This is a genomic window from Rhizobium sp. LARHSG275, assembly GCF_052871115.1.
Genome location: NZ_JBIXJN010000019.1, coordinates 34,047 through 55,006 on the forward strand (window position 1 = coordinate 34,047; position 20,960 = coordinate 55,006).

The 20,960-nt window shown below is 62.1% G+C and carries 17 protein-coding genes; 10 read left to right on the forward strand and 7 right to left on the reverse strand.

Translation table 11 applies throughout. From position 1 onward, the window contains the following. Positions 1 to 194 precede the first annotated feature (194 nt). A complete protein-coding gene (locus ACIPSK_RS24045; protein ID WP_017963472.1) occupies positions 195 to 1,760 on the reverse strand; it encodes a helicase HerA-like C-terminal domain-containing protein in 1,566 nt (521 codons plus the stop codon). A gap of 225 nt (positions 1,761 to 1,985) precedes the next feature. Between ACIPSK_RS24045 and ACIPSK_RS24050 the strand changes: the two genes are divergently transcribed. The 3 genes from ACIPSK_RS24050 to ACIPSK_RS24060 all read left to right on the forward strand — a co-directional run bounded on the left by ACIPSK_RS24050 (position 1,986) and on the right by ACIPSK_RS24060 (position 3,348). After that, positions 1,986 to 2,378 carry a hypothetical protein gene (locus ACIPSK_RS24050; protein ID WP_003546502.1) on the forward strand — a complete coding sequence of 131 codons (393 nt, stop codon included), beginning with the start codon at positions 1,986 to 1,988 and terminating at the stop codon, positions 2,376 to 2,378. A 96-nt stretch (positions 2,379 to 2,474) separates the two neighbouring features. Beyond that, complete coding sequence (locus tag ACIPSK_RS24055; protein ID WP_020486052.1) at positions 2,475 to 2,930, forward strand: NUDIX hydrolase; 456 nt, start codon at positions 2,475 to 2,477, stop codon at positions 2,928 to 2,930. A 130-nt stretch (positions 2,931 to 3,060) separates the two neighbouring features. After that, positions 3,061 to 3,348: a hypothetical protein gene (locus ACIPSK_RS24060; protein ID WP_026154067.1), complete on the forward strand. Its 288-nt coding sequence runs from the start codon at positions 3,061 to 3,063 to the stop codon at positions 3,346 to 3,348. Positions 3,349 to 3,380: 32 nt separating this feature from the next. Here the strand turns inward: ACIPSK_RS24060 and zwf are convergent, their stop codons facing one another. From zwf to ACIPSK_RS24075, 3 genes are all read right to left on the reverse strand, one after another. Continuing rightward, entirely contained in the window at positions 3,381 to 4,889 is a 1,509-nt protein-coding gene (gene zwf / locus ACIPSK_RS24065; RefSeq protein ID WP_017963474.1) for a glucose-6-phosphate dehydrogenase, read from the reverse strand. Positions 4,890 to 5,203: 314 nt separating this feature from the next. Beyond that, positions 5,204 to 5,974, reverse strand: a complete 771-nt coding sequence (gene tam / locus ACIPSK_RS24070) for a trans-aconitate 2-methyltransferase (RefSeq protein WP_017963475.1) — start codon at positions 5,972 to 5,974, stop codon at positions 5,204 to 5,206. 113 nt (positions 5,975 to 6,087) lie between these two features. Then, positions 6,088 to 7,362: a hemolysin family protein gene (locus ACIPSK_RS24075; RefSeq protein ID WP_017963476.1), complete on the reverse strand. Its 1,275-nt coding sequence runs from the start codon at positions 7,360 to 7,362 to the stop codon at positions 6,088 to 6,090. A 640-nt stretch (positions 7,363 to 8,002) separates the two neighbouring features. On the opposite strand from ACIPSK_RS24075, the gene ACIPSK_RS24080 reads away from it, so the two are divergent. Further along, positions 8,003 to 10,384, forward strand: coding sequence for a methyl-accepting chemotaxis protein (locus tag ACIPSK_RS24080; RefSeq protein ID WP_162118123.1), 2,382 nt, complete (start codon positions 8,003 to 8,005; stop codon positions 10,382 to 10,384). A gap of 131 nt (positions 10,385 to 10,515) precedes the next feature. Beyond that, complete coding sequence (locus ACIPSK_RS24085) at positions 10,516 to 11,031, forward strand: AAA family ATPase (RefSeq protein WP_017963478.1); 516 nt, start codon at positions 10,516 to 10,518, stop codon at positions 11,029 to 11,031. Positions 11,032 to 11,085: 54 nt separating this feature from the next. Here the strand turns inward: ACIPSK_RS24085 and ACIPSK_RS24090 are convergent, their stop codons facing one another. Next, positions 11,086 to 11,553, reverse strand: a complete 468-nt coding sequence (locus tag ACIPSK_RS24090) for a cupin domain-containing protein (RefSeq protein ID WP_162118122.1) — start codon at positions 11,551 to 11,553, stop codon at positions 11,086 to 11,088. A gap of 428 nt (positions 11,554 to 11,981) precedes the next feature. On the opposite strand from ACIPSK_RS24090, the gene ACIPSK_RS24095 reads away from it, so the two are divergent. Further along, complete coding sequence (locus ACIPSK_RS24095) at positions 11,982 to 12,800, forward strand: sugar phosphate isomerase/epimerase family protein (RefSeq protein WP_162118121.1); 819 nt, start codon at positions 11,982 to 11,984, stop codon at positions 12,798 to 12,800. 250 nt (positions 12,801 to 13,050) lie between these two features. On the opposite strand, the gene ACIPSK_RS24100 is transcribed toward ACIPSK_RS24095, so the two are convergent. Continuing rightward, positions 13,051 to 14,094 (reverse strand): zinc-dependent alcohol dehydrogenase family protein, encoded by a 1,044-nt coding sequence (locus ACIPSK_RS24100; protein WP_162118120.1) that lies wholly within the window; start codon positions 14,092 to 14,094, stop codon positions 13,051 to 13,053. A 247-nt stretch (positions 14,095 to 14,341) separates the two neighbouring features. On the opposite strand from ACIPSK_RS24100, the gene ACIPSK_RS24105 reads away from it, so the two are divergent. After that, the gene (locus ACIPSK_RS24105) at positions 14,342 to 15,229 is read left to right on the forward strand and encodes a branched-chain amino acid aminotransferase (protein WP_017963482.1); all 888 of its coding nucleotides are present in this window, start codon (positions 14,342 to 14,344) and stop codon (positions 15,227 to 15,229) included. Between the two features lie 274 nt (positions 15,230 to 15,503). Here the strand turns inward: ACIPSK_RS24105 and ACIPSK_RS24110 are convergent, their stop codons facing one another. After that, positions 15,504 to 16,406 (reverse strand): LysR family transcriptional regulator, encoded by a 903-nt coding sequence (locus ACIPSK_RS24110; RefSeq protein ID WP_162118119.1) that lies wholly within the window; start codon positions 16,404 to 16,406, stop codon positions 15,504 to 15,506. A gap of 138 nt (positions 16,407 to 16,544) precedes the next feature. Between ACIPSK_RS24110 and ACIPSK_RS24115 the strand changes: the two genes are divergently transcribed. The 3 genes from ACIPSK_RS24115 to ACIPSK_RS24125 all read left to right on the forward strand — a co-directional run bounded on the left by ACIPSK_RS24115 (position 16,545) and on the right by ACIPSK_RS24125 (position 20,789). After that, entirely contained in the window at positions 16,545 to 17,816 is a 1,272-nt protein-coding gene (locus ACIPSK_RS24115; RefSeq protein WP_162118118.1) for an HlyD family secretion protein, read from the forward strand. A 117-nt stretch (positions 17,817 to 17,933) separates the two neighbouring features. Then, positions 17,934 to 19,553, forward strand: a complete 1,620-nt coding sequence (locus tag ACIPSK_RS24120; protein ID WP_162118117.1) for an MDR family MFS transporter — start codon at positions 17,934 to 17,936, stop codon at positions 19,551 to 19,553. A 30-nt stretch (positions 19,554 to 19,583) separates the two neighbouring features. Then, complete coding sequence (locus tag ACIPSK_RS24125; RefSeq protein ID WP_162118116.1) at positions 19,584 to 20,789, forward strand: adenylate/guanylate cyclase domain-containing protein; 1,206 nt, start codon at positions 19,584 to 19,586, stop codon at positions 20,787 to 20,789. Positions 20,790 to 20,960: the final 171 nt, after the last annotated feature.

The window sequence follows — 20,960 nt, forward strand, 5'->3', positions numbered from 1 at the left end:
AAGGTTCAAGGCAAAGGGCCAATCTAGCGGCAGGCAGCGATCTTGCTCCTCTTCTCCCCAGCGGGGAGAAGGTGGCCCGAAGGGTCGGATGAGGGGGCCACACGGCACTCCGCAACGGCCTTTCGCTGGCCGCTCAAGGCACCCCCCTCATCTGCCTGCCGGCATCTTCTCCCCGAGGGGAGAAGAGACCCAGCTTACCGCTTCAAGCTCCCCAAGATCCCGCGCACCAGCGCCCGGCCGACTTGCGTCGCAACTGTGCGCGCCACGCTCTTCATTGCCGCTTCCACCACCGTTTCGCGCTGATAGCCGGACGCCCGGCCGCGCGATTGGCCGCGGCCCTGGTTGTCATCGTCATTGCCGCCGCCGAAGCCCGGCAGGTTCCAGCCGGAGGTCGAGTTGCCCTGCTGTGGAGGCGCTTCTTCCTGGGCTCGCTTGGCGGCCTCGGCATCGGCCGCCTTCTTCGCTCGTGCGGCCAGCAGTTCGAAGGCGGATTCGCGGTCGACATCCTCGTCGTAGACGCCGAGAACCGGGCTCTTGTCCATGATCTGCCGGCGCTCGTCATCGGTCACCGGGCCGACGCGGCCGGAGGGTGGGCGGATCAGCGTGCGCTCGACGATCGAAGGCGCGCCCTTGGCCTCCAGCGTCGAGACCAGCGCCTCGCCGGTGCCGAGATTGGTGATGACGGTGGCGCAATCGAAGGCCGGATTCGCACGGAACGTATCGGCCGCCGTCCTCACCGCCTTCTGCTCGCGCGGCGAATAGGCGCGTAGTGCATGCTGCGCCCGGTTGCCGAGCTGGGCGAGGACCGTTTCCGGCACGTCGAGCGGATTCTGTGTCACGAAATAGACGCCGACGCCCTTGGAACGAATCAGTCGTACAACCTGCTCGACACGTTCGGTCAGCACCTTCGGCGCGTCGTTGAAGAGCAGGTGCGCCTCGTCGAAGAAGAAGACGAGCTTCGGCTTGTCGGGGTCGCCCACCTCGGGCAATTCCTCGAAAAGCTCGGAGAGCAGCCAGAGCAGGAAAGTGGCGTAAAGCCGCGGGTTCATCATCAGCTTGTCGGCAGCCAGCACCGAGATCTGGCCGTAGCCGTTGTTGCTGGTGCGCATGATGTCGGAAATCTTCAGCGCCGGTTCACCGAAGAAATGCTCGGCGCCCTGCTGTTCGAGTACGAGCAGCGCCCGCTGGATCGAGCCGACCGAGGCCTTGGAGATCAGCCCGTACTGGCTGGAAAGTTGGCTGGCGTTCTCGCCCATATAGTTGAGCAGCGAGCTGAAATCCTTGAGATCGAGCAGCGGCAGCCCGCCCTGGTCGGCGATCTTGAAGGCGATGTTGATGACGCCTTCCTGCGGTTCGGAGGCATCCATCAGCCGGGCGAGCAGCAGCGGTCCCATCTCGGCGATGGTGGTGCGCACCCGGTGGCCCTTCTCGCCGAACAGATCCCAGAAAATCACCGGAAACTGGTCGAATTCATAGTCGGTGAAGCCGATCTGCTCGGCACGCTTCGTCAGGAAATCCTTGGGCTCGCCCTTGGCGGCGATGCCGGAAAGGTCGCCCTTGATATCGGCCGCAAAGACCGGAACACCGGCGCGGGAGAAGCCTTCGGCCAGCACCTGCAGCGTCACAGTCTTGCCAGTGCCGGTAGCGCCGGTGACGAGGCCGTGGCGGTTGCCGAATTTCAGGTCGAGATATTCCGGCTTGTTGATGCTGTCATCGGGATTGCGGCTCGCGCCGATGAAAATCTTGCCTTCCTCGATCATCCGGAATGCTCCCTTGGGGCTCTGCCGCCATTTGTATGAGAAGGCTTGCTTCTGCTGCCTTCATCGAACCATCGTTTCCCTGTTATAAGCAGGCATGCGCATGCGGACAACTGTTTGCATTGAAAGCAAAACCGGACAAAGTGGCGCCCGGCGAGGGGCTGGCTTGAGTTGCTGTCAAATCTCGATTAACGCTGACGTTAACGTCAAAAAAACAGGAGGCTGACGATGAATGAAATTGTGACCCAGATCGCCGATCGCGTAGGTATTGCGCCTGATTTGGCCGAAAAGGCGCTCGGCATGATGCTCGGCTTCCTGCAGCGCGAGGCCGCCGATGGCCCGGTTGCCAAGATGATCGAAGCGATCCCCGGCGGCGCCGATCTCGTCGCCCAGTTCAACGGCGCAGGTGCCGGCGGCGGCGGTCTGCTCGGCGGGCTGATGAGCTCGCTCGGCGGCGGCGGCATCATGGGGCTCGGCCAGCAGCTGATGGGCGAAGGCCTCGGCATGGGCGAGATCACCTCGCTTGCCAAGGAAACCATCGCGATTGCCAAACAATATGCCGGCGAAGAGGTCGTCGACGAGGTCGTCGCTTCCGTTCCGGGCCTCAGCCAATTCGTCTGAGACGAGAGATCTGCAGCAGCCTCGCTTTGTGCGGGGCTCACTGTTCTCGCCACACCGGGGTGAAAAGCAAGCACTGTCCCTATGGAAGGAGAGCAGATGGCCATCTGGCGCCCATCGCAGCAGATCAGGGTGAAGGTGATCGGCCTCGCCTGGCGGAAAGATCAGCTCCTTGCGGCTGAAGTGGAGGATGACAGCGGCCGCATCAAGGGCGTTCGCCCGCTCGGAGGCGCGATCGAATTCGGCGAGAGCCGCGAAGAGGCCCTGCACCGCGAGTTTGGCGAGGAACTCGAGACCGATATCCGGATCGTCGGCCCCTGGCATCTGCTTGAAAACATCTATGAGCATCATGGCGCGACCGGTCACGAATTCATCTTCGCCGCCGACATCGAATTGGCCAATGCATCGCTCTATGAGCGCGATGAAATCCGCTACTGCGAACTCGACGAGACGGCGGCGACAGCGCGCCGGTTCGGCCGCGAAAGGCTGCGTAACGCCGGCATCGATCTCTATCCGACAGGCCTCGACAAACTGCTGCCGCGCTGGCGCGATTGAGCCGAGATGACACCATTTCGACGCCGTGTAGTCCGATCGCCAAACTTTGATCGTCTGCGTTCGCTCCTTGGGAACAATGGCGTCATAATGCTGTTTCTGCCGCATCGCTGAAACCATAGGGAATAGCATCATGCGTATGTTTCTCGCAGCAGCCTCGATCATTCTCCTCGGCTTCGCCGCGCCGGCCTTTTCCCAGGCGCTTGCTGATATGGACTATAGCGGCCGCTTCGGCGGTATGCCGCCCGGCACGGTGCCGGGAGCGGAATCCAACGGCGGACTCACCATTCCGCTCGATTCAGTCGAAACCGGTGATATCAACGTCGTCATTCCGCCGGATCGGCCCAAGTGTCCACGGCCCGGGACGCGTCAGTACCGCGCGGCCGAGCGCAACGGTACGCTAAGCGAAGCCTGCCGCTGACGGGATAGTCCCGGATTTGAAAGCCGAACCGTCTATTTGCCGTTTTTGTGCAACACAACGCCGAGTTCATGCCACTCTCGCCTGTCGCGCTGGATCAGTTCGTCGGCGCAGGCCGGTCCCATGCTGCCCGGCGCGTAAGTGTCGGGCACGCTCTGATCCCCAGCCCAGATGTCGAGGAAGGGCTGCACCGCCGCCCATCCGGCCTCGATGCCGTCGGCGCGCTGGAACAGCGTCTGGTCGCCGATGAAGAGATCGTAGAGCAGTGATTCATAGCCGGTCGTTTTGGCGATATCGAATTTGTCGGCATAGCGGAAATCGAGAGAGACCGGCACGGTATCGACGGAAAGCCCCGGCGACTTGATCGAGATTTCCATGCTCATGCCTTCGTCGGGCTGCACCTGGATCACCAGCCGGTTTGGCGGCAGGCGACTATTGACCTCGGTCTCGCGAAACTGCGCAAACGGCACCGGCTGGAAGGTGATGACGATCTCGGTGTCGCGCGCCGTCAGTGCTTTGCCAGTCCTGAGATAAAAGGGCACGCCGGCCCAGCGCCAGGTATCGGCGTAGAGCTTCAGCGCCACATAGGTTTCGGTGCGGCTGTCGGGCGACACATCCTTGGTGTCGCGATAGGCCGGAAGCGCAGCACCATTAAGCGGGCCTGCGCCATAGGCGCCGCGCACGCCATGCGTCTTGGCCTCCTCAGGCGTATAGATGCGCAGAGCCTTCAGCACCTTGCTTTTCTCGTTGCGGATCGCTTCGGCATCGAAGCTGTTCGGCGGCTCCATGGCGATCATCGCCAGCAGCTGGAAGAGATGGTTCGGCACCATGTCGCGCAGCGCGCCGGTTGCATCGTAGAATTTGCCGCGGCTGCCGACATCGACGATCTCGGCGGCGGTGATCTGCACATGGTCGATATAGCGGCTGTTCCACAAGGACTCGATCATCATGTTGGCGAAACGCGCCGTCATCAGGTTCTGCACCGTCTCCTTGCCGAGGAAATGGTCGAGCCGGTAGACTTGGCTTTCTTCGACCTGGGCGAGAATCTGCGCATTGAGCGCCTGCGCCGAGGCGAGATCGGTGCCGAACGGCTTCTCGATGGCGACGCGGCGGAAGACGCGGTCACTTTCATCAGTCAACCCGTGGCCGGCGAGCTTCTCGACGATCGTGCCGAAAAAGGATGGCGGGACGGCGAGATAAAAGGCGGCATTGGCGTTCGGCCCCAACCGCTTGCCGATCTCGACGAAAATATCGTCCTTGGTGAAATCCCCGGACGTATAGGAAATGCGCCGGCGCAGGCTTTCCCAGGCCTCGTCCTTCACCGTCGGCTCTTCGCCGCTCAGATGGCTGAGGAATTGGTCGAGCCGCCCGCGCAGGAACTCGTCGTCGCCCGGCTCGATGCCGATGCCGAGAATGTGAAGGTCCTCGCCGACGAGGCGGCTGCGCGTCAGGTTGATGATCGCCGGCACCAGCAGCCGGCGCGTTAGGTCTCCCGTGGCGCCGAAGATGACGAGGGTGACCGGCGGGGTAGGGGCAGCGTCCATGCGTCATCTCCTTGGATTTTCCGGCCGACTATACTGCGCGCCGGTCTCGCCGCAACATAGGCGGTGAGGGATAACAGGCATTTGACATCCTCTGGCGCTCGCGGCCGCCCCTCATCCGCCTGCCGGCACCTTCTCCCCGCAGGCGGGGCGAAGGGGATATGCCGCGACCTCTCCGTTCCCCGCCAGCCTCTCGCGGGCCACGTCCCCTCGCCCCGTTTTTACGGGGAGAGGGTTAGGGTGAGGGGCAAGCCACACGGTAGGTTTAGGTGAGGGCTACCATCGGCGCGAACCGGACATGCCGGCAGCGGCCGGCTTTACCCCTTCACCGCCACCATGAAAATCCTCGGAAACCGCAGCAGCACCCGCCCGTCCGACATCTTTGGATAGGCCTTTTCCAACCGCTCGAGATAATCCGCCAGGAAGGTCTCGCGATGCTCTTCGCCGGCTTGGGCGAGATAGGGCATCAGCCCGGTCCCCTTGACCCATTCGACGATCGCCGCCGCATCCGCCATCGGGTGATTGTAGATGGTGTGCCAGATATCGACGCGTGAAGCTTTGGCGATCATCCTGGAGTAATAGGTGGACGGCGGCGGCAGCGCCTTGCGGCGCAAGCTCTTTGCCTCGAAGGCAGTCTTCCACGGGCCGGCATGCGCCGTATCCTCCATCGCCAGATGCGAGGGTTCGCCGAGATTGTCGGGCATCTGCACGGCCAGCACGCCGCCTTCGGAAAGCCCGTCCATCAGCCGGTCGAAGATATCGAGATGATCGGGAAGCCATTGGAAGACGGCGTTGGCAAACAAAAGGTCGGCGGGTGCGGCCGGCTGCCAGCGGGTGAGATCGGCCTCGACGAAGACAGTACCTGGAAGTCGTTTGCGCGCTGCCTCCAGCATGTTCATGTCGCTGTCGACGCCGGAGACGCCCTCTGCCCCATAGCGCTCGATGATCAGCTCGGTCGAATTGCCCGGGCCGCAGCCGAGATCGATGGCATGACGAATGTTTTGCAGCGGCACCTGTGCCAACAGGTCACGCGCCGGTCGCGTGCGCTCGTTCTCGAATTTCACATACTGGTTGGCGGACCATGCCATGATGCTCGCTCCTGCTGTCAGGCCACATCTTCCATGTGGCGGATGCGGATCTTGTCGATGTTGCGGCCGTCGAGATTGATGGCCTCATCGGCAAAGTCGTTGGCGACGAAGCCTCACTCAGCCGACACAAGTATTTTGTCCACGCGCCTCCCGTCGAGATCGACGACTTCGAAGCGCCATCCATCTCTCGTGAAGCTCTCGCCCAATTCCGGCAGATGTTTCAACTCTTCCAGCACCAGGCCAGCGACAGTCTGATATTCCAGATCGCCATCGAGCCTGAGGTTTAGGAATTCAGCGAACTCGTCAATCGGCGTCCAGCCCGACACGAGGTAGGAGCCGTCGTCTCGACGAGCGATGGCCTGTTCATCGACAGGTCCCTCCTGGAGAGCCCCCATGATTGCTTCCAAAATGTCACCCGACGAAACAATCCCCTCGAAATGGCCGTACTCGTCGAAAACCAGCACCATGTGAACGGGCGATTTCCGGATGGATTCAATAACATTGATGGCAGTCGAAAGGTCCGAAACCACCGGGACCTCTTGCGTCAGAGCCTTGATGTCGGCACTGCCGTGTTCGGACATCGCGTCGTAGAAGTCCTTAACCGGAAGGATGCCGATCACCTCGTCCGAACTGCCTTTCCGAACGGGCAACCGCGACCGCTTCGTCCCGTGCAATTGGGTCCGAATGTCATCAAGGCTGTCGTCAATATCGATAATTTCGACGTCCCGCCGGGGCGTCATAAGCGCTCGCGCAGTGCGGTCCGCCAGCCGCATGACGCCTGATATCATCGCGGACTCTTCGCTTTCGATCACGCCGGCCGACTGCGCCTCGGCCAGAACGGTTTTGATCTCTGCGTCAGAGACATTGTCGCCACCCTTTCCTGTTTGGCCCAAGAGCTTAAGCACAAGATTTCCGGAGGCGTTGAGAAGCCACACGAGTGGCAGCGCGATTTTTGAAAGTACCGCCATAGCGGGTGCGACCTTGGCCGCAACCGCTTCGGGTTCCCGCAATGCAATCTGCTTGGGAACAAGTTCGCCGACGATCAATGAAAGATATGTGATTGCCACAACGACTGAACCGACGCCCATGGCATCAGCCGCCGTCGATGACATCCCCTGGGCCTCCAGCCAGCCGCTCAGGCGGCCGCCGAGCGTGGCCCCTGAGAAAGCCCCGGATAGAACGCCCACCAGCGTGATGCCGATCTGCACCGTAGAGAGAAAACGACCGGGATTTTCGGCAAGTTTGATCGCTTGAGCTGCACCCTTGCTTCCATTGTCGGAGAGAACTTTCAGGCGGGCCGTTCGAGAAGAGACAACAGCCAACTCCGACATGGCGAGCACACCGTTCAGGATGGTGAGAAACGCCACAATTCCAATTTCCAGAAACACAGGGACCCTATTCGTTGAGGTTGTAATGCCGCATTTATCAGGCGAAGCGGCGAGGCATTCGAAGGGACGCTATATAGACGCATATACGCATCGCCTATCGGCTTTCCATCATTGTGTTGACACCAATGCAGGTTCCATCAGGCCGCTCCTTTGAAGTGAAAGTCATGGGCCATCGGTCTGGGAAGCGGCTCTCTGCGGGAGCGTTGATATGCTTGAGGCGAGGCGGCGTCATCGCACGTTCTACAGTGGTCGCCTGCTTCCTCGGTCGGGAGATCCCGGTTGGGAGGGGCGGAGCTTGTACTGGATGGGTCACTGTCAGGCATGGCACAATTTTGACGGTGAAACAGTGCCGACGCAAGAGGTGCCCGGCGAAAATCCTTGTAGCGTCTTGATGTGACAGTTTCGACAACGGCAGCATCACCGCGTTTGCGCGTCTTAAAAGAGGCGCAGCAGGCTGCCCGGTCATAAGTAAAGCGGAGCAATACACCGTAAATTAACAGCCTTTTCGTATTTTCCTTAAATTGCGAACGATTTCCGCGACGTGCAGGCACGTCTCGAAATCAGTTCTCGGTCAGGGGAAGCCGGGACGGAATAGATCGGTGCGCGATCGATGACCTGCCCGCTCGAGGAGGTTAAGCGCATGCAGTTCAAATCGGCGACCGGACGCAACATTTTTTCCGTGGCGGCCTGCGGTGTCATTGCCACGATCGCGGCATCGGGCGTTCTTTTTTACATCGCCTACAACGACATGCGCAAATCGAGCCTCGACGAGATGCTCCAGATCGCTGCTGCCAATGCGCTCAACGTCGAGAAATCGATGAGCGTGGCGCTCGGCATCGTCAATGCGTTGGAAACGTCGCTATCGACGATGAAGGACGGCGGAAACGCCAGTCGTGCGGCCGCCGACGACCTGCTGAAAAACATGCTGCAGGATAATCCGATGGCGCTTGGTGTTTGGACCGGTTGGGAACCGAATGCTTTCGACGGCAAGGACAAGGATTTCGTCGGCAAGGAAGGCCACGACACGACCGGCCGCTACCTGCCCTACTGGGTCCGCAGTGGCGACAAGATCCAGCACACGCCGCTGGTCGATTATGGCGTGTCGGGCGCCGGCGATTACTATCAGCTTCCCTTTACCCAGAAAAAGACCGTCGTCATCGAACCCTATGTCTACGCGGTCGACGGCAAGGACGTGCTGATGACTTCGGTCGCCAAGCCGATCATGGTCGATGGCAAGGCGCTTGGCGTCGCCGGCATGGACATTTCGCTCGACGACGCCAACAAGGCGATCTCCGCAGTCCACCCGATGGAGACCGGCTATCTCAGCTTGGTGACGGGCGCTGGCGGCATCATCAGCCATCCCTCCGCCGAACTCGCAGGCAAGAATATCAAGGACGGCGGCGATCTCACGGCTGGCTGGGATCAGTTGATCGCCAAGCCCGGAATAGAGCAGGAGATCGCAGGCCCGGACGGCCAGAGCTATTTCTCGGTCGCCTATCCGGTAAAGCTCACGAATGATCTCAACTGGTACGCCATCGTCTCGGTGCCGAAATCCACTGTCTTTGCCCAACTCAACAACATGGCCTGGAGCGCCGTTGCGTTCACCGCCATCGCTGCACTCCTGCTCGGTCTCGCAGGCTGGCTCATTGCCCGCAAATTCATCCGCCGCATTGAGAGCGTGATTGCCGAGACTGATCGCATCGCCCATGGCCAACTCGACGTGCAATTGAGCGACAAGAATGCAAAGGACGAAATCGGCGACCTCTCACGCTCCCTCGCCATCCTGCTGGAAAACAATCGCCAGAAGATCAAGCTCGAAGCCGATGCGGAAACCTCCCGGTCCCGCGAAGAGATCGAACGACAGCAACGTTCCGTCCTCCACGCCGCCCGCGAGGATTCGATCAAGTTCGCGGTGAGCGAACTCGGCAACGGACTGGCCAGCCTATCCAATGGAGACATGACCATCCGGCTGGAAAAGCCATTCGCCGACTCCCTTGACGAAATCCGCGTCGATTTCAATGCGTCTGTCGAAAAGCTCCAGGCGGCGCTGATTTCCTTCTCCGAAAACGCTGCCGTCATTCAGGCCGGTTCGGAAGAAATCCGCTCGGGCGCCGACGATCTCGCCCGCCGCACCGAACAGCAGGCCGCTTCCGTCGAGGAGACCGCCGCCGCGCTCGAGCAGATCACCACCTCGGTCAAGGACTCCACCCTTCGGGCCGAGGAGGCGGGAACGCTCGTCAGCCGCACCAAGGATGGTGCGGAAAAGTCCGGAGAGATCGTGCGCAATGCCGTCGACGCCATGACCGGCATCGAGCAATCCTCGCAGTCGATCTCCAACATCATCGGCGTGATCGACGATATTGCCTTCCAGACCAACCTGCTGGCCCTCAATGCAGGCGTCGAGGCAGCACGCGCGGGGGAGGCCGGCAAGGGCTTTGCCGTCGTCGCACAGGAAGTGCGCGAACTGGCGCAGCGCTCGGCGACCGCCGCCAAGGAGATCAAGGCGCTGATCACCTCGTCCGGCGCCCAGGTCAAGCGTGGCGTCGATCTCGTCGGCCAGACCGGCAAGGCGCTGCAGGCGATCGTTGCCGAAGTCCAGCAGATCAACAGCAATGTCCAGGCGGTCGTCCAGGCCGCCCGTGAACAGTCGACGGGTCTTCTGGAGATCAACACGGCGGTCAACCAGATGGACCAGTCGACCCAGAAGAATGCCGCAATGGTCGAGGAATCGAATGCCGCCTCGCACACGCTGGTGACGGAGGTGTCTGCCCTTTCGGAGCGTCTGGCACAGTTCAATCTCGGCCAGGCGGCCAACGCGGCTCCTGCCGCGCGGACGACTGCCAGGCCGTTGGCGCGCCCGGTCGCGGCGACGCTTGCGGCGCGCAGATCGGTTCCCGCCTCGGCCACCGACCACGCCAGGCCCGCTCCGTCACCAGCCCGCGCACTCGGCGGCAAGCTCGCAGCCGCCTTCGGCACGGCGGCCGCACCAGCTTCGACCGAGGGCAACTGGGAAGAGTTTTAGTCTTGAGGCTGGTGGTGAAAACCAAATGCTGACGAAGGAATTGCGAACCGGGGCTTAATGGTGAAGTATTGCACGACCGTGAGCTGCTTTGACGTTCTCGGGAAGCTTCTCCAATCAACGCCGAGGTCACGATGCTCATTATCTTTGGCGGTCTGCCTGGCAGTGGAAAGACGACGATTGCCCGCGCTTTGGCCGAGCGGTTGAATGCGGTCCATGTGCGCGTCGATACGATCGAGCAGGCAATCCGCGCCTCCGGAATTGCCGACGATGCCGGGCCTGCAGGCTATATCGCGGCTTATGGTATTGCCGGAGACAATCTGACCCTCGGCAGGACCGTTATCGCCGACTCCGTCAATCCGCTCCGGATAACCAGGTCAGCATGGCGTTCGGTCGCGCAGGCTGCCGGGGTGACAGTGGCGGAGGTCGAGATCGTTTGCTCGGACAAAGCCGAGCACCGCAAGCGTGCTGAAACGCGCCTCACCGACGTCGAAGGTCTGGTGAAGCCGACATGGCAGGAGATTTCCGAAAGAGCCTATGACGAATGGCACGATGCAATCGTCATCGATACAGCTTCGAAAACGGTCGACGCCGTTTTGGACGAACTGGCGAGCCGATTGAAATCGGCTCCTGCCAAAAGCCTGGCATAACCGACGAAGGAACGCATGATGCCGTCCGAAAAACGGCATCATGCGCTCACGCCGTCACGCCGCGAGAATAGTAATCCCGTAGGCATTGGCCGCCGCCGTCATGCGGGCGATGGTTTCCGCCGAAGGGCTGGCCTTCGGCGGCTCGGTCGCGCCTTCCGCTTCGATGAACTCGGCCATATCTCGATCGACGACCGCGGAAAAGACCACGGGTACGGTTCCGCGGTTGGAATAGCCGTGCACCATGAAGGGCGGGATGGTGACGATGTCGCCGGCGGTGGCCTCGATCTCTTCGGGGCCGCTGTCGCTCAGGCGCCAGATCGTTAGGTTTCCCTCGATGATGCGGAACACTTCCGGGCTCGCATGCGCATGTTTCGGCGTTCGGCTGCCTGATGGCACGGTGACATCGAATATATTGAGCCAGGTTCCGCTGATCCTAAGCCGCCGCTCGACCCGGTCGCCGAGGACGAAAAACCGCTTGGCCTCGTCGCTTGCAGGCATTTTCACAAATGAGTTGGACATCATGTCTCTTTCTTTTTCTTACGGGCTTATTCTTGCGGGCGCAGCCGTTAGACCTTTGCAACGCCTTTGACAACCCGCCTGTCGTTGGGGGTAACATCGCCGAGCGCTTTCATAGAAGCGCGCTATATCAGCCGAAGCGCTGAACAAACGGCTCCATTGCCAGGGGTTCAACGCCGCTCGCGCGCCACTGCGTCACGAGACTGTCGGGGCCGATATCGGTACTTCGGGGCGTTTCCGCAAGGTCCGCCAATGCCGCATCAGCTATGCGGAAATGACTGAGGCCGCAGCGGTTCGAAAGGTTCTGCGCCTGTAATACCGCCGACACAGAAGGGGTGCATAGAACGCGGCGGCTGTTCTTGGCCTTCCCTGGGGCCGTTCTTCCACGCCGTCCCGGCATTTACATTGATCATTCACATTGATGGAGCGCATCCATGTCCTCTCTTCCCGTCGTCGGCGCCGCCATGACGCTCGACGAAGTCGAACTGCACCGTGACTGGCTGTTCGAAAAGTCCCGCGATCTCGAATTGCAGAGCTTCATCGATGCCGAGGTTCTGAACGGCGACTGGGCGCCGCTTGCCGCCCGCGCCAGGCGGCTTCTCGACGGTCATGGCGGCCGCCTCGGCATTCACGGCCCCTTCTGGGGCTTCACCATCGCCTCGGAAGATCCCGATATCCGCGCCATCGTCACAAAGCGCCTGCTGCAGGGCCTCGATGTCTGCGCCGCCATCGGCGCGACCCATATGGTCAGCCACAGCCCTTATACGTCTTGGTCCTACAACAATCTCGACGACAATGCCGGAGCCCGCGAAGCTCTGGTCGAGCGCACGCACATGACCCTGCGAGACGCCGTCAGGCGCGCCGAGGATATCGGCTGCACCATGGTCATCGAGAACATCGAGGACAAGGATCCGCATAGTCGCGTGGCGCTTGCCGAAAGCTTCAAATCGCCTGCCGTCGCCGTCTCGATCGATACCGGCCACGCCCATTATGCCCACGGCTATACCGGTGCGCCGCCGGTCGATTATTACGTCAAGGCGGCCGGCAATCGCCTCCAGCATGTCCACCTGCAGGATGCCGACGGCTATGCCGATCGCCACTGGAGCCTCGGCGAAGGCACGATCCGCTGGCATGCCGTCTTTAGGGCCCTTGCCAAGCTCGAAAGCAACCCGCGCCTCATCATCGAGATCAAGGACAAGTCGAAGATCCCGGCCTCTGCTGCCTATCTCGCCTCGATCGGTCTGGCTGAATAAGGGTCGTTGCAAAGCGGCCTGGCTCCCTCTTCTCCCCTCGGGGAGAAGGTGCCCGTAGGGCGGATGAGGGGGCCGCACGGCAGAACATTTACTATTGCCCTTCGCTTGCGCTCAGCGCATTCGCGGCTTTGCCGCTCACCCCCTCATCGCCTCGCTATCGCTCCGGCACTTCTCCCCGCTGGGGAGAAGAGGACAGTGGCGGCGCTTTGCTCCTCCCCTACTCGCCACGAGCGGGCAGGGCGGAACTCGCTCATGAAAACCGGGTGATCACGCTGATCCCCGTGGCCTCAGCCGTGTCGAGCGCCATCAGCGCAGGCACGGCCTCCTCGAGGCTGACGCGGCGTCCGATCAGCTTCTGCGGCGCGATCTTGCCGGCCGAAAGCATCGACAGCATGGCGTCGTAACGCCAGGCCTGCATGCCGTGGCTGCCGTAGATTTCCAGTTCGTGGCCGATCACCTGCGCCATTGGAATCTGCGGCGTAGCGTGCTCGCCGAGCATCAGCCCCACCTGCACATGCCGCCCGCGCCGGCGCAGGTTCTTGATCGAGTTGAAGCAGGTGACGGGATGGCCGAGCGCGTCGATCGAGACATGCGCGCCGCCCTTGGTGATCTCGCGGACTGCCTCCGCCACGTCGGCGACGCCTGACGCATTGACCGTCGCCACCGCCCCGCACTCCCGCGCAAAGGCGAGCTTCTCCTCGGATATATCGATGCCGATCGCATTCGCCCCGAGCGCGGTGGCGATCATGATTGCCGACAGGCCGACACCGCCGCAGCCATGCACGGCGATCCATTCGCCAGGCTCGGTGCGCGCCTGGTCGGCGACGGCGCGAAACGAGGTGGCGAAGCGGCAGCCGAGGCTTGCCGCCGTCGCATCCTCGATCGTGTCGGGCAGGTGCACCAGATTGGTGTCGGCGTAATCAATCGCCACATATTCGGCAAACGACCCCCAATGGGTGAAGCCCGGCTGGAACTGGTTCGGGCAGACCTGGTGGTTGCCGGAATGGCATTCGCTGCAATGGCCGCAGCCGGAAACGAAGGGCACAGTCACCCGGTCGCCCACCTTGAAGCGCATCACGCCGCGGCCGGTGGCGACGATCCGCCCGGCAAGCTCGTGTCCCGGCACATGCGGCAGGCGGATATCGGGGTCGTGCCCCATCCAGCCGTGCCAGTCGCTGCGGCAGAGCCCGCTGGCGCCGACCGCTATGACCACACCGTCCTCGGCCGGCGTCGGATCGGCAACGGTACGGATCTCCGGCGCCTGTCCGAAGGCTTCGTAAAACATGGCTTTCATCGGCGTCTTTCCTTGCTGCTTTCCGAGATTGCACCCATCATCGCATGCGGCAAGCAGGCATTCCAACCTTCCATTCCATCATTTTTGCTGATGCACCCATCGATGAAGCTGCCATCGCTGCGCACGAATATTGCGGCCTGGCGCCATTCCCCGGCATTTTCTTGCTTCCGTGTTTCCGCTCGGGATTTGTCCTTGACCCGGCTTGCCGCGGCGGTTTTTCCTTCTCCGGCTTCAGGAGGAGACCATCATGGCCGTCGATACATCACCCCGTTCAACCACTTGGACTCATGTCGACGGGGAGTGGCTGCCCGGCAATCCGCCGCTGATCGGGCCGACCTCGCATGCCATGTGGCTCGGCTCCACGGTCTTCGACGGCGCCCGCTGGTTCGACGGCATCGCGCCGGATCTCGACCTGCACTGCCAGCGCATCAACCGCTCGGCGCTCGCCATGGGCCTGAAGCCGGTGAAATCAGCCGAGGAGATCGTGGCACTTGCCTGGGAAGGTGTTGCGAAATTCGATGGCGACACGCCGATCTACATCAAGCCGATGTATTGGGGCGAACACGGTTCTCCGGGCAGCGTCGTCTCGGTCGATGGGGAATCGACCCGCTTCGCGCTCTGCCTGTTCGAGGCGCCGATGGGCGGCCATGGCGGCACCAGCCTCACCGTCTCGCCCTATCGCCGCCCGTCGCCGGAAACGGCGATGACCGAGGCGAAGACCGGCTCGCTCTATCCGAACAGCGGCCGCATGATCGCCGAGGCGCGCAGCCGCGGTTTCGACAACGCGCTGGTGCGCGACCTCAACGGCAACGTCGTCGAGACCGCCTCTTCGAACGTCTTCATGGTCAAGGACGGCGTGGTGATGACACCCGCCGCCAACCGCACTTTCCTCGCCGGCATTACGCGTTCGCGCGTCATCGGCCTGCTGCGCAAGGCCGGTTTCGACGTGCATGAAGCAACGCTCTCCGTCGAGGATTTCATGCAGGCCGACGAGATCTTCACCACCGGCAACTACTCCAAAGTCGTCGGCGTCATCCGCCTCGACGACCGCGACCTCCAGGAAGGCCCGGTCACCCGCAAGGCGCTGGAACTCTACATGGACTGGGCCTTCGGCAGAAGCGAGAGTGAAGAGTGAGGAGAGGTCCCGCAAAGCGGGAGCAATCGATCCAGTGAATCGATTGCAACGACGAACGCCCGGAGCGCAAGCGCAGGGCAGGGGCGGTTCGGCGAAGCCGAAGCAATCGATCCAGTGAATCGATTGCAGCGACGAACGCCCGAAGCGCAAGCGCAGGGCCGGGGCGGCCGCCTGTCGCAGAACTGAGATCCGCATCCACCCCCCTCTGCCCGGCAGGGCAGAGGGGGTGCCACCTTACCCCGAGCCCGACGCCAAGAGCAGGCCTACCCACCCTTCACGTCATCCACTTCCGATGCTCCGCAAATCTCTCCGCCAAGAGGTCGATGAACAGCCGCACCTTCGTCGGCAGATGGCTGCGGTTGGGATAGACCGCGTTGATATTGAATTCGACCGGCCGGTAGTCCGGCATGATCTTCACCAGCCGCCCTTCGGCGATGTCGTCGAACACCACGAAACTCGGCGCCAGGAAAATGCCGCGCCCGGTCAGCGTCAGGAAGCGCAGCATCTCGGCACTGTTGGAAACGACGTTGCCGCTGATCTTGACGCTCTCCTTGTTGCCTTCGCCATCCTCGAAGCGCCATTCGTCGCCGTAGGGGTAATAGGCATATTGCAGGCAATTGTGATCGGCGACCTCGGCCGGCGCCTTCGGCATCGGATGGGTCTCGAAATAGGCCGGCGAGCAGACGAGCATATGGCGCCACGGCGTCAGCTTGCGGGCGACGAGCGATGAATCCGGCGGCGGTACGGTGCGCATCACCAGGTCGTATCCATCCTCGATCATGTCGACCATCCGCTCGCCGACGCTGAAATCGAGTGCGATCGACGGATAGAGCTCCATAAATTCGCTGACGACAGGCAGCAGGAAACGCACGATGGCGCTGCTGGTATAGACCTTCAGCGTGCCGCGCGGCCTCGTGCTCAGCGCGCCCGCCGTCCGGTCCGCCTCATCGAGTTCGGCCAAAATCTGCGACGAACGCTCATAATAATATTTGCCGGTTTCCGTCAGGCTGACCTTGCGCGTCGTGCGGTTAAGCAGCCGCACACCCAGCCGGTCCTCCAGCGATTGCACGTGGTTGCCGACCATAGTGACGGACATGTTGAGCCGGCGCGCGGCGGCGGAAAAACCGCCGCATTCGACCACGCGGCCAAAGACTGTGAGACTTGTCAGTCGATCCATATTGCCCTCGGATTATCCGCTGAGAGTTGATGATCCTTCCCGATTTAAGCAGATTATCAAAATGAATGTCAGGGTGCATTTTCCTTCGCATCGAACATGGCCTCTCACAGAGGCGGACAACGGTGAAGGAGAATTGCGATGGTAGAGTTACCCCACAGGCAAGTTTTCGAAAGTGCCAGGCAGGCCGAGCAGATCCTGGCCGAGGAAACCGCCAGGGCGCCTTCCGCCGACGCGCGTACTGTGCCGGCTGCCGAACCACCGGCCACCGAAGCACCGGTTGCAGAAACTCCCAAACAGACCGGCCGCCGCATCGTCAAGCGCGCCGTCCTTGCCGCCGCCCTGCTTGCCGGCATCGCTTTCGCTGGCGATTTCGGCTACCGCTACTGGACGGTCGGCCGCTTCATCGAATCCACCGACGATGCCTATGTGAAGGCCGATTACACCGCCGTCGCCCCGAAGATCGCCGGCTATATCAGCCAAGTGCTGGTCAACGACAATGACGCTGTCAAGGCCGGCCAGGTTCTCGCTCGCATCGATGATCGCGACTTCCAGGCAGCGCTTTCGCAGGCGAAGGCCGATGTGAAGGCAGCCGAAGCCGCCATCACCAATATCGACGCCCAGATCGCCCTGCAGCAGTCGGTGATCGAGCAGGCCAAGGCGACGATCGATGCCTCGCAGGCCTCGCTGGATTTTGCCGTGTCCGATGCCGCCCGCTCGGCCCGCCTGATCACCAACGGCGCCGGCACCCAGTCTCGCGCCGAGCAGACCCAGTCAGCCCGCGACCAGGCCGCTGCCGCCCTCGAGCGCGACCGGGCGGCCCTCGTCACGGCTCAGAATAGGGTGCCGGTGCTTCAGACTGAGCGCGAACAGACGGTTGCCCAGCGTGACCGTGCGGTGGCGGCCGCCCATCAGGCAGAACTCAACCTCTCCTATACCGACATCGTCGCCGCCGTCGACGGCACGGTCGGCGCCCGGTCTATCCGGGTCGGCCAATATGTCACCTCGGGCACGCAGCTGATGGCGGTGGTTCCGCTGCACGCGGTCTACGTCGTCGCCGATTTCAAGGAGACGCAGCTGACCTATATCAGCCCCGGCCAATCGGTCGAGATCAAGGTCGACAGCTTTCCCGATATCTCGGTCAGGGGTCATGTCGACAGCATTTCGCCGGCAAGCGGGCTGGAATTCTCGCTGTTGCCGCCGGACAATGCCACCGGCAACTTCACCAAGATCGTCCAACGCATCCCGGTCAAGATCGTCATTGATGATGAGGCTCTGAGCGGCCTGTTGCGCTCGGGCATGTCGGTCGAGCCTGAAATCGATACCAAGGCTGCCCAGACCGAAGCTGCCGAGACCAAGCCTGCCCAAGCCCCTGGAACAGCCGGGGAGGGATTATCCAGCCACGCTGGATGATCCTACCCTTCTTCGCCCAATTATCCCGATCATTCCCGAATGATCCGATCATTCCTGAATGATCACCCGAACCCCGTCATGAGAAAGTTTTCCGCAAGAGCCGGAAGGAGATAGGTCATGGCCACTCTTCAGATCGCCGCAAACGGCAATGCGCTTTCGCGATCCGCCGCCGCAGCGCCCGCGACACCTGCCGCGCTGAGCCCGCTGCGCATGTGGGCAGCCGTTGTCGGCTCGACGCTCGGCGCCTTCATGGCGGTCCTCAACATTCAGATCGTCAATGCTTCGCTGGCCGATATCCAGGGCGCGATCGGCGCCGGCACGGATGACGGCGGTTGGATTTCCACCTCCTATCTGATCGCCGAAATCGTCGTCATTCCCTTGAGCGCTTGGCTGGCGCGCGTCTTCTCGGTCCGCAATTATCTGCTTGCTAACGCCATCCTCTTCCTCGTCTTCTCGGTTGCCTGCGCCTTCGCGGCCAACCTGCAGCAGATGATCATCCTGCGCGCCATTCAGGGCTTTTCCGGCGGCGTGCTGATCCCGATGGCCTTCACCATCATCATCACGCTGCTGCCCAAGGCCAAGCAGCCGATCGGCCTTGCCCTCTTTGCCCTGTCCGCCACCTTCGCACCGGCCATCGGCCCGACGATCGGCGGTTACCTCACCGAGAATTGGGGCTGGGAATATATCTTCTATGTCAACTTGGTGCCCGGCGCGCTGATGGTCGGCATGCTCTGGGCTTCGCTCGATCGCGGACCGATGAACCTGAAGCTGCTCGCCAAGGGCGACTGGCCGGGCATCGTCACCATGGCGATCGGCCTGGCGGCCCTGCAGACGGTGTTGGAAGAAGGCAACAAGGAAGACTGGTTCGGCTCCGATTTCATCGTCCGCCTTTCGGTCATTGCTGCCGTCTCGCTGACGCTGTTCCTGATCATCGAACTGAAGACCGCCCATCCGCTCTTGAACCTTCGCCTGCTGGTGCGCCGCAATTTCGGCTTCGGCATCGTCGCCAATTTCCTGCTCGGCATTGCGCTTTACGGCTCGGTTTTCGTGCTGCCGATCTATCTCACCCGCATCCAGGGCTATAATTCCGAGCAGATCGGCATGGTTCTTGCCTGGACCGGTATTCCGCAGCTGCTGCTGATTCCGCTGGTGCCACGGCTGATGAAGCGTTTCGATGTGCGCCTGCTGATCATCATCGGCTTTGCACTTTTCGCCGCCTCGAACTTCATGAACGTGCACATGACCGGCGATTACGCGAGCGATCAGCTATTCTGGCCGAACATCGTCCGAGCTATCGGCCAGGCGCTCGTCTTCACGCCCCTCTCGGCGATCGCCACCGCAGGCATCGAACAGGAGAATGCCGGTTCGGCTTCGGCACTCTTCAACATGATGCGCAATCTCGGCGGCGCCGTTGGCATTGCCTCGCTGCAGACCTTCCTGTCGAAACGCGAGCAGTTCCACTCGAATATCCTGACCAATTCGGTCTCGGTCTTCGAGGAAGCCACCCGCGATCGCATTGCCAGGCTCACCGGCTACTTCACGAGCCACGGTGCCAGCGATCAGGCGCTTGCCAGCCACAAGGCCGTCGTCGCCATCGCACTCAAAATACGCAAGCAGGCCAATATCATGGCCTTCAGCGACACCTTCTTCCTGCTCGGCGTGGCCCTGGTCGTCGCCCTGCTTGCAAGCCTGCTTCTGAGGAAACCCGGTCAACTCTCCGGCGGCGGCGCTCACTAGCGCCTTGCGACCCTCAAGGAGGAGAAAGCCATGACGCCAGCGATCCATGCCCCCGATATCGACAGGCTCCAGCCCAAGGCCGCCGGCCATGCCGTCAGTGTCGGCGCACTGCTCTCCATCATCGAATGGCTCTCGGGCGACGAATGCCACGCGCTCGACGAAGCCGGCCTCGTCTCCGGGCTTGGCCGCCGGCTTCAGGCGCTCGGCCTGCCGATCGACCGGTTGACGCTGCATCTGATGACCCTGCATCCCGAGTTCATCGGCCGCACCATCGCCTGGGCGCCGGGTGAACCGGTCGAGATCCATGATCGGGAACACGGCGCGCGCGTCGCCATATCAAATACGCCGCTGCGCAAGGTCATGGAAACCCGCGAGCCGCTGGTCGTCGATAACGGCGAAAGCGTGCATGGCCGCTGGCAGCATATCGATGTCTTCGCCGATCGCGGCCTGATGCAGCTCGTCATCGCGCCGCTCTGCAATGTCGACGGCCCGGTCAGCGCCGCCGTCTTCGGCACGCGGCGGCCGGGCGGCTTCACCGCCACCGAGCGTCAGGTGATCGAGCGAATCTTGCCGGCGCTGCGCAACACCAGCGAACTGCGCATCCTTCGCCAGGTCGAGCTCAGCCTGCTCGATACCTATATCGGCCCGCTGACGGCAAGCCGCATCCTGGCCGGCCGCATCCGCCGCGACGAGATCGAATCGATGGAGGCAGCGCTGCTGCTCTGCGATCTGCGCGGCTTCACCGAGCTGTCGAACCGGCTGCCCGGCAGCACCGTGCTCGGGCTGCTGAACGCCTATTTCGACAGGATCGTACCGGCCATCACCCGCGAGGGCGGGGAAGTGCTGAAATTCATGGGCGACGCCGTGCTTGCCTTCTTCCCGGGCTATGATGCCGCCCATTCCTGCGGCGCGGCCCTGGCATCGGCCCGCGCCATCCTCGATGAGATCGACAATTTCGAGTATGAGGGCATCGGCGTCAAAGCCGGCATTGCCCTGCATTACGGCGAGGTCAGCTACGGCAACGTCGGCTCCGGCCGCCGCCTCGATTTCACCCTGATCGGCGGCGACGTCAACCTGGTCAGCCGCATCCAGACCGCCTGCAGCGAACTCGGAGAAGCCTTGCTGATGTCGGCGCCGTTCCGTGAGGAAGCGCGGGCAGGGGATGTGGTGTCGGTCGGGTCGCACAGGCTGAAGGGTTTTGCCGATCCGGTCGAGCTGTTCACGATTGTGCGATAGGTGAGCCCACCCAGCTGGCAGAATCCAGATTTCTGGTCCGCCCCTCATCCGCCTGCCGGGACCTTCTCCCCGCTCGCGGGGAGAAGGGATATGCCGCGACGTCTCTACTGCCTTCCACCGTTGCTTGAGGCACGTCCCCTCTCCCCCGTCAGAACGGGGAGAGGGTTAGGG